The organism is Acidocella sp., assembly GCF_013044125.1.
Classification (GTDB): domain Bacteria; phylum Pseudomonadota; class Alphaproteobacteria; order Acetobacterales; family Acetobacteraceae; genus Acidocella.
The window spans coordinates 1-7,624 of the sequence record NZ_JABEVC010000214.1 but is presented as its reverse complement, the minus strand read 5'-3'; the positions used below and the strand labels follow the sequence as shown (position 1 = coordinate 7,624).

Genomic DNA, 7,624 nt, shown 5'->3' with positions numbered 1-7,624 from the left:
GCGTGCTCACATCATCGATCGCGCGGCGCACCCAGAGGCGGAAATCCGTCGCCACCTGGTCGTTACGGCTGCGCCCGGCATGCAGGCGGCGCGCCGCCTCGCCGATGCGCTCGGTCAGCCGCACCTCCACGTTGGTGTGGATGTCCTCCAGCGTGTCCGAAAATTTAAATGTTCCGGCCCCGATCTCGGCGGCGATGTCCGCCAGACCGGCGTCAATGGCGGCAACATCCTCATGAGTCAGGATTTTTTGTGCGCCCAGCATGGCCGCATGCGCGCGGCTGCCGGCAATGTCCTCGGCCCATAAACGGGAGTCAAACCCGATGGATACATTAATCGCTTGCATCACGGCGGCGGGTCCGGCACCAAACCGGCCACCCCATTGCAGTTTCCCGGTCGTTGGAGTCTCGCTTTTGTCCGTCAAACCCGTTCGTCCATTGTTGATGTCCCGGCGATCCATTATCGCCGCCGCCGCTGGTCTAGCCGCCGCCGCGGGCTGGGGCAAATCTTCCGCGGCCCAGATCGCGGAATCGGATCTGCCGGACGCCGCGGCGGCGATGACCCGGATGGCCCCCGTCACCGCGCCGCCGATGGTGTTCACCAACGCCAAGGGCAAACACCTCAGGCTGGCGGATTACGCCGGGCACCCGCTGCTGGTGAACCTGTGGGCCACTTGGTGCGGCCCGTGCGTCGCGGAGCTGCCCACCTTCGCCATGCTGGCGCCCAGGCTGAAGGCCAGCGGCACGCTGATTCTCCCCGTGTCGATCGATCTGGAGGGCGCCGCCGCGGTGGCGCCGTTTTATGCCAGCCACGGCATCACGGATCTGCCTATCCTGCTCGACCCCAACGGCGATAACATGAATGTGCTGAATACTGACGGCATTCCCGTCACCATCGTTATCAATGCCGCCGGCCAGCTGGTGGCGCGGCTTGATGGGGCTGCGAACTGGAATACCGATGCGGTGGTGGAATTCATGCATGGCCTGGGGGGCAAGCGCCCTGCCGTGAAGAAGAAAATTTTCATCCCCGTGTAGCCGCCAAATAAAAACGGCGCACCGTAAGGCGCGCCGTTCAGGGTTGGGGCGTTTGTCAGAGGGCGATTCACGCTTTCGGCTCGCTCAGTTGAGCGAACCTCAAACGATCGCACTGGGCATTTTTCAGAGGGCGATTCACGCTTTCGGCTCGCTCAGTTGAGCGAACCTCAAACGATCGCACTCTAATGTGTCTGCGCGGTTTCAGCGTTCGCGGCGGCGGCGGCGTGGCCGCGGCGGGAATGCCATAGCCCGACGAAGTCAATCGGCCCGAGCATCACCGGCGGGAAGCTGCCGTCGCGGGTGATATCGGCCAGGATGTTGCGCGCGAAAGGGAAGAGCAGGCGCGGGCATTCCACCAGCAGCACAGGCTCCTGCTGGTTTTCCGGGATTTCATGCAGCGTGAACACACCGGCATACACCAGGTCCGCGATGAACACGATCACCGGCTTCTCCTCAGTGGCGCCATTGGGGGCTTGGGCAATGCTGCCCTCGGCGCGAATCGCCAGCGCGACCTCGAACACGTCCTGACCTTCCTGAATGCGCTTGACCTGCACATCCAGGTTGATGTTCACCGCCGGGGCGGCGCGCAGCTGGGTATAAATCGCGGGCGCGTTCGGCACCTCGAAGGAAAGATCCTTCGTGTACTGGATGTTGAGGACGAGAGGCGGCTGGGCCGGGGGAGCGGATTCTGACATGCGTAAAGTTTCCTGTTATTAGTACGCGCCCGCCTAGCACAGCGGCAACGCCATGATAAGAGAAGGTTATGAGCGCACGTATTTTTATCGACGGACAAGCCGGCACCACGGGTCTGGGCATCGCGCAGCGGCTGCGCGGTATGGCGGGCATAGAGCTGATCACCTTGGAGGAGGCTCACCGCAAGGAGCCAAAGGCCCGCGCCGAGGCCATGGCCGGGGCCGATGTCTCCGTGCTGTGCCTGCCCGATGAGGCGGCGCGCGAGGCGGTGGAACTGGCCCCGCCCGGCGCGCGAATCCTGGATGCGAGCACCGCGCACCGGATCGCCCCCGGCTGGGTATACGGCTTTGCGGAGCTGGATGCCGCCCAGCCGGGCAAAATCGCCGCCGCCACCAGGGTTGCCAACCCCGGCTGCTATGCCACCGGCGCCATCGCGCTGCTGCATCCGCTCATCCAGGCGGGGTTGCTGCCGCACGGCCAGCACCTGAGCATCAACGCCGTCTCGGGGTACTCGGGTGGCGGCAAGGCGATGATCGCCTCGCACGAGGCCACCAACGGCCCCGCGTTTGAGCTTTACGGCCTGGGTCTGGCGCATAAGCACATTCCTGAGATCATGGTGCTCTCCGGCCTTTCGCGCCGGCCTTTGTTCGTTCCCTCGGTCGGGCATTTCGCGCAGGGCATGCTGGTGTGCATTCCGCTGTTCCTGGACCAGCTTCCCGGCACCCCTACCGCGCATGAAATTTCCGAGGCGTACCGCGAGCATTACGACCACGCGCCCGGCATCATCACCCATCCCGGAATTTACGGCGGCACGCTGGAGCCCGACGCCCTGAACGACACCAACCAGCTTGAAATCTTCGTCTGCGCCAACGGTGCTTTCGAGCAGGCGGTGCTCATCGCGCGGCTTGATAATCTCGGCAAAGGCGCCTCTGGCGCCGCCGTGCAGAACCTCAAACTCATGCTCGGAGACAGCTGATGCCCGAATCCTATATTTCCCCCAAACCCTCGGGTTTGCTCTACGCCCTGGGCGGCGTTGCTCCCCGGATTCATCCCACCGCCTGGATCGCCCCGACCGCCGTGCTGATCGGTGACGTGCGTGTTGGCCCCGGCGCCAACATCTGGTTCAACTGTGTGCTCCGCGCGGACACCAACCCCATCATCGTTGGCGCCCGCAGCAACATTCAGGATGGCACGGTCATCCATGTTGACCATGGCGAATACCTCACCGACATTGGCGAGGATGTGACCATTGGCCACGGCGCCATCGTGCATGCCTGCAAATTGCACAATCGCGCGTTCATCGGTATGGGCGCCACCGTGCTGGACGGCGCGGTGGTCGAAGAGGCCGGGTTGCTTGGCGCGCGCGGCCTGCTTGGCCCTGGCAAGCGCATCGGCGCGCAGGAACTCTGGATCGGCAGCCCCGCCAAGCTCTCGCGCGTGATGACCAGCGCCGAGCGCGCCAGCTGGGATGAAACCGTGCCGCATTACCTCGGGCTGGCGGAGATGTTCCGCAACGGCCTGGCCGAGGCCGTTTAAGCGCCGCCGGCCATTGGCAAGCATCTGAACCGCTTCTACATTCCTCCCATGACAGATACGGATTTCGATCAGGCGTTGGTAAGCGCGGCGTTCGCCCTGGGGGCGCAGGACGGGTGGCGCAAAGTCTCCCCTGCCGCGGCGGCGTTGCACGCGGGGCTGGACCTGGGCACGGCACGGGCGCGCTTTGGCTCCTGCGGCGCGATTTTGCGCAAGTTTGGCGAGATGGCCGATTGCCATGCCTTGCAGGGCGCCCTGGCGGAAGGCGCCGTGCGCGACCGGCTGTTTGACATGTTGCTACGCCGGTTCGATTTTTTGCAGCTGCACCGCGATGGGGTGGTGGCACTGCTGCGCTTCCTGCCCGCCGCGCCGTCACTGGGGCTTTGCCTAGCCCATGCCACGGTGGAGTCCATGGGGTGGTTGCTGGAGGCCGCAGGCGTCTCCGCCACTGGTCTGCGCGGGGAGGTGCGCAAGCGCGGCCTGGCGCTGGTCTGGGGCTACGGCGCGCGCGCCTGGCTGCGTGATGAAACCCCCGATCTGGCCGCGACCATGGCCGCGGTGGACAAGGCGCTGGCCCAGGCGGACGCCCTGGCCGTGCGCTTTGCCGCCCCGCCGCCCGCGGCATACGCAACGGATTTGCCTTCCACCCAGGCGGCTTCTGGGGTAGCGTGACGCAGGCCGGGGCTCCGGTCTGCCGCCAACGTGAAAAGGATATGATCCATGGCTGAAAAACCGACTTCCAAGCAAACAGATTCCGCTTTCACCTTGCCCACCGCGATGAAGGACTTTGATTTCACCAAGTTCTTTAAGGAGATTAAGACCCCGGCGCTGCCCGACATGGAAGCCGTGCTGGCTGCGCACAAGCGCAATCTGGAGGCACTGTCGGAGGCCAACCGGGTGGCGCTTGAAGGCGCGCAGGCTGTCGCCCGCCGGCACATGGAGATCATGCAGTCCACCATGAGCGGCCTGACCGAGACGTTGAAGGATATCTCCGTGAGCGATGCGCCCGCTGCCCGCGCCGCCAAGCAGGCTGACCTGCTGAAGCAGGCGTATGAGAACGCGGTTTCCAACACCCGCGAACTGGGCGATTTGATCCAGAAGGCGAATTCCGAGGCCATGGAGAAGCTCAACCACCGCTTCTCCGAGGCCATGAACGAAATGAAGACACTCTTCAAGAAATAGGCTTATTCTCTGCGGGCGGCGCCAGCCGCCGCCCCTTCCATTGCCTGGCGCGCGGGCCATATACTGCGCCATGTCTGCTTTTTCAGCCACCGCCCCTGTCACTTTCATCCCTGAGAAGCCATCGCCCCGCGCGCCGTTGAAGCCGTTGCGGGTGGTGTCGGAATTCGAGCCCAGCGGCGACCAGCCCGCCGCCATCGCGCAGCTGGTGGCCGGCATCGCGCAGGGCGAGCGCGACCAGGTTCTGCTGGGAGTCACCGGCTCGGGCAAAACCTTCACCATGGCCAAGGTGATCGAGCGCATCCAGCGCCCGACTTTGGTGCTGGCGCCCAACAAAACCCTGGCGGCGCAGTTGTATGCGGAGATGAAATCCTTCTTTCCCGACAACGCGGTGGAATATTTCGTCTCCTATTACGATTATTACCAGCCTGAGGCGTATGTCCCGCGCTCGGATACCTATATCGAAAAAGATTCCGCAATCAACGAAACGATCGACCGTATGCGCCACGCCGCCACGCAGGCGTTGCTGGAACGTGCGGACGTGGTGATTGTTGCTTCTGTTTCCTGCATCTATGGCATTGGCTCGGTCGAGACCTATTCCAAGATGGTGGTGCGGCTGGAAACCGGCGGCAGCATAGACCGCGACACACTGGCCAAGGCGCTGGTGGATCTGCAATACCGCCGCAACGATGCCGCCTTCGCGCGCGGCTCGTTCCGCCTGCGTGGCGAGGTGGTGGATATCTTCCCCAGCCAGTATGAGGACCGCGCCTGGCGGGTTACGTTATTTGGTGACGAGATCGAGAAAATCTCCGAATTCGACCCGCTGACCGGCGAGCAGACGGCGGTTTTGGAGAACATCAGCATCTATGCCAACAGCCATTATGTTACCCCGCGCCCCACGCTCACCCAGGCGATCACCCGCATCAAGCGAGAGCTGAAGGACCGGCTGGATGAGTTCGTCGCGGACGGCAAGCTGCTGGAAGCCGAACGTCTGCAACAGCGCACCACATTCGATATCGAAATGATGGAAACCACAGGCGCCTGCAAAGGAATCGAAAACTACTCGCGCTACCTCTCGGGCCGCAACCCTGGCGAGCCGCCGCCGACGTTGTTTGAATACCTGCCCGAGAACGCGCTGCTGGTGGTCGATGAATCCCATGTCACCGTACCGCAGATCGGCGGCATGTTCAAAGGCGATTTCTCGCGCAAATCCACCCTGGCCGATTACGGCTTCCGCCTGCCCAGCTGCATGGACAACCGCCCGCTCAAATTCGAGGAATGGGAAAAATTCCGCCCGCAGTCGGTGTTCGTCTCCGCCACGCCGGGGCCGTGGGAGCTGGAGCGCACGCAGGGGGTGTTTGCCGAGCAGATCATCCGCCCCACCGGCCTGGTGGACCCGGTGACGGAAATCCGTCCCGTGGAGCATCAGGTTGATGATCTGCTGGGCGAATGCAAGAAGGTATCCGCCCTGGGTGGGCGCGTGCTGGTCACCACGCTGACCAAGCGGATGGCCGAGGACCTCACCGAATATCTCACCGAGCAGGGCGTGCGCGTGCGCTACCTGCACTCGGATATCGACACGCTGGAGCGCATCGAGATCATCCGCGATCTCCGTCTTGGCGCCTACGATGTTCTGGTCGGCATCAATCTGCTGCGCGAGGGGCTGGATATTCCCGAGTGCATGCTGGTCGCGATTCTCGATGCCGACAAGGAAGGCTTTTTGCGCTCCGTCACCTCGCTGGTGCAAACCATCGGCCGCGCCGCGCGCAATGTGGATGGCCGCGTGATCCTCTACGCCGATGTGATGACCCGCAGCCTGAAACAGGCGCTGGACGAAACCGCGCGCCGCCGCGCCAAGCAGACCGCCTGGAACGAAGCGCATGGCATCACCCCGCAGAGCATTCGCAAGAACATCGGCGAGGTGATCCACTCAGTGTTCGAGCAGGATTATGTCACCGTCTCGCCGGTGAAAGACTCCAGCCTTGACGAATTCGTCGGCAAGGATCTGGGCGCCACCATCGCCACGCTGGAGACCCGCATGCGCAAGGCCGCCGGCGATCTGGAGTTCGAGGAGGCGGCCCGCCTGCGCGACGAGATCAAGCGCCTGGAAGCGCTGGTGCTGGGCATCGCCCCGCCGCCGCCGCCGCCCCGCCCGCAAAAAAACCGTGGCCCGGTGCCAATGGGGCCGGGCGGTGGCGGCTACGACCCGGCGCTGCGCAAGGGCAGGGGGCGCAATCGTGTTTGACGCCCTGCGAGGACAAGTCATTATACGCCCATGAAACTTCCTCTCGCTCTCCTCGGTCTGCTCGCCCCTGGCTTGGCCAATGCGGCCGGCCTCACGGGCCAGCACGCGCTCTACACACTTGAGCTCTCCAAAGTCCGTACGCATGACATCACCGGCGCCACCGGGCAGTTGAGCTTTGATGTGGTGGACGGTTGCACCGGCTGGGCCACCACCCAGCACATGACCCTGCTGGTGCGCGGCGTCGACGGCTCGTTGACCAAGACTGTCACGGACTACATCACCTGGGAGAGCAAGGACGGCAAAACCCTCACCTTCACCCTGCGCGAGCGCGACAATGACGGCAAAGAGCAGATCGATGATGCCGGAACCGCCACCCACACCGCGGCGGACGGCTCGGGCATCATCGCTTATACCACCCCGGCCAACACCACGCTGCGGATGCCGCCGGGCACGCTTTTCCCCATGGCCCATACCGAGGCGCTGCTGGCCGCGGGTGCGGCGGGAGAAAAATTCATCTCGCCCACCCTGTTTGACGGCACCACGGCGGATGGCGCCCAGGCCACCTTCGTCGCCATTCTGGGCCATCACGGTCCCATGCCCAATACCTATCCGGCGCTGGCCGCCCTGCCGAGCGCCGATGTGGACATCGCCTTCTACGAACGCAAAAACGACGATGAAAACCCTGACTTCCGCAGCCAGATGCGCTATTTCGCGGATGGCGTGGCCGATGACATGAGCCTCGACTTCGGAGATTTCGTGATGACCGCGAAGTTGACGCACCTGAGCATCCCGCCTTCGCCCTGCGGTGCAAAATAACCCGGGCTCTTAATAATATAGAGCGCGCCATGCAGGGAACGGGGTTGCCAAACGGCCCGCGCTGCCGCAAAAGCCGGGCAGCGCGCGCTGCTCGATGAGTGGCGCCGTACCCTTTTGTTTTTTCCTC

The 7,624-nt window shown here is 63.8% G+C and carries 9 protein-coding genes; 7 read left to right on the top strand and 2 right to left on the bottom strand.

Annotated features, from left to right (window positions below):
* On the bottom strand, positions 1 to 457 hold a 457-nt coding region (locus tag HKL97_RS13015), incomplete at its 3' end, for a lyase family protein (RefSeq protein WP_291426051.1).
* Between HKL97_RS13015 and HKL97_RS13010 the strand changes: the two genes are divergently transcribed.
* Positions 411 to 1,031, top strand: a complete 621-nt coding sequence (locus HKL97_RS13010; RefSeq protein WP_291426049.1) for a TlpA disulfide reductase family protein — start codon at positions 411 to 413, stop codon at positions 1,029 to 1,031. The genes HKL97_RS13015 and HKL97_RS13010 overlap by 47 nt on opposite strands.
* Before the next feature lie 182 nt (positions 1,032 to 1,213).
* On the opposite strand, the gene secB is transcribed toward HKL97_RS13010, so the two are convergent.
* Positions 1,214 to 1,726, bottom strand: a complete 513-nt coding sequence (gene secB / locus HKL97_RS13005; protein ID WP_291426047.1) for a protein-export chaperone SecB — start codon at positions 1,724 to 1,726, stop codon at positions 1,214 to 1,216.
* A gap of 68 nt (positions 1,727 to 1,794) precedes the next feature.
* Here secB and argC point away from each other — a divergent pair, with 68 nt between their 5' ends.
* The 6 genes from argC to HKL97_RS12975 all read left to right on the top strand — a co-directional run bounded on the left by argC (position 1,795) and on the right by HKL97_RS12975 (position 7,497).
* Positions 1,795 to 2,700, top strand: a complete 906-nt coding sequence (gene argC, locus HKL97_RS13000) for an N-acetyl-gamma-glutamyl-phosphate reductase (RefSeq protein ID WP_291426045.1) — start codon at positions 1,795 to 1,797, stop codon at positions 2,698 to 2,700.
* Positions 2,700 to 3,260, top strand: coding sequence for a gamma carbonic anhydrase family protein (locus HKL97_RS12995; protein ID WP_291426043.1), 561 nt, complete (start codon positions 2,700 to 2,702; stop codon positions 3,258 to 3,260). Before argC ends, HKL97_RS12995 begins: the two co-directional genes overlap by 1 nt.
* 48 nt (positions 3,261 to 3,308) lie before the next feature.
* Positions 3,309 to 3,929, top strand: a complete 621-nt coding sequence (locus tag HKL97_RS12990; RefSeq protein WP_291426041.1) for a TetR family transcriptional regulator — start codon at positions 3,309 to 3,311, stop codon at positions 3,927 to 3,929.
* 48 nt (positions 3,930 to 3,977) lie between these two features.
* Positions 3,978 to 4,439 (top strand): phasin family protein, encoded by a 462-nt coding sequence (locus HKL97_RS12985; RefSeq protein WP_291426039.1) that lies wholly within the window; start codon positions 3,978 to 3,980, stop codon positions 4,437 to 4,439.
* Positions 4,440 to 4,509: 70 nt separating this feature from the next.
* A complete protein-coding gene (gene uvrB / locus HKL97_RS12980; protein WP_291426037.1) occupies positions 4,510 to 6,681 on the top strand; it encodes an excinuclease ABC subunit UvrB in 2,172 nt (723 codons plus the stop codon).
* 30 nt (positions 6,682 to 6,711) lie between these two features.
* The gene (locus tag HKL97_RS12975; RefSeq protein ID WP_291426035.1) at positions 6,712 to 7,497 is read left to right on the top strand and encodes an EipB family protein; all 786 of its coding nucleotides are present in this window, start codon (positions 6,712 to 6,714) and stop codon (positions 7,495 to 7,497) included.
* Positions 7,498 to 7,624: the final 127 nt, after the last annotated feature.

Excerpts from the sequence above, each read along its gene's own strand:
- secB (WP_291426047.1), bottom strand. The coding sequence starts at position 1,726 with ATGTCAGAATCCGCTCCCCCGGCCCAGCCGCCTCTCGTCCTCAACATC.
- HKL97_RS12995 (WP_291426043.1), top strand. The coding sequence starts at position 2,700 with ATGCCCGAATCCTATATTTCCCCCAAACCCTCGGGTTTGCTCTACGCC.
- HKL97_RS12985 (WP_291426039.1), top strand. The coding sequence starts at position 3,978 with ATGGCTGAAAAACCGACTTCCAAGCAAACAGATTCCGCTTTCACCTTG.
- HKL97_RS12990 (WP_291426041.1), top strand. The coding sequence starts at position 3,309 with ATGACAGATACGGATTTCGATCAGGCGTTGGTAAGCGCGGCGTTCGCC.
- HKL97_RS12975 (WP_291426035.1), top strand. The coding sequence starts at position 6,712 with ATGAAACTTCCTCTCGCTCTCCTCGGTCTGCTCGCCCCTGGCTTGGCC.
- uvrB (WP_291426037.1), top strand. The coding sequence starts at position 4,510 with ATGTCTGCTTTTTCAGCCACCGCCCCTGTCACTTTCATCCCTGAGAAG.
- argC (WP_291426045.1), top strand. The coding sequence starts at position 1,795 with ATGAGCGCACGTATTTTTATCGACGGACAAGCCGGCACCACGGGTCTG.